Raw genomic sequence first — 318 nt, 5'->3', positions numbered from 1 at the left:
ATACGGCCCTGTCTTTGATTGTTTCGACTGCTCAAACCACTCATGCTCATCCGAACAATGGTTGATCACCAAATCCATTACCAGCTTCATACCTCGCTGATGGCACTCTTCCAGCAATAAGTCGAAGTCTTGCATAGTGCCAAATTCGGCTAGAATGGCCTGATAATCACGAATGTCGTATCCATTGTCATCACAAGGTGAATCGTAAACTGGACTTAACCAAAGGGTATTAATACCGAGTTGCTGAAGATAGTCGAGTTTTGAACGAACACCATTGATGTCACCAATGCCGTCGTTGTTTGAGTCTTTAAAACTGCG

General features: G+C 43.7%; 1 protein-coding gene. It reads right to left on the bottom strand.

Annotation, left to right across the window (positions count from 1 at the left end; all coding sequences use genetic code 11):
- The coding region (locus AB4585_RS27385; protein ID WP_372171896.1) for an alpha-amylase family glycosyl hydrolase at window positions 1-318 on the bottom strand (318 nt) is incomplete at both ends.

Source organism: Vibrio sp. 10N.222.49.C9 (assembly GCF_041474985.1).
Lineage (GTDB): Bacteria > Pseudomonadota > Gammaproteobacteria > Enterobacterales > Vibrionaceae > Vibrio > Vibrio crassostreae_C.
The sequence above is the reverse complement of the archived record's forward strand: the minus strand, read 5'-3'. Positions and strand labels throughout refer to the sequence as shown.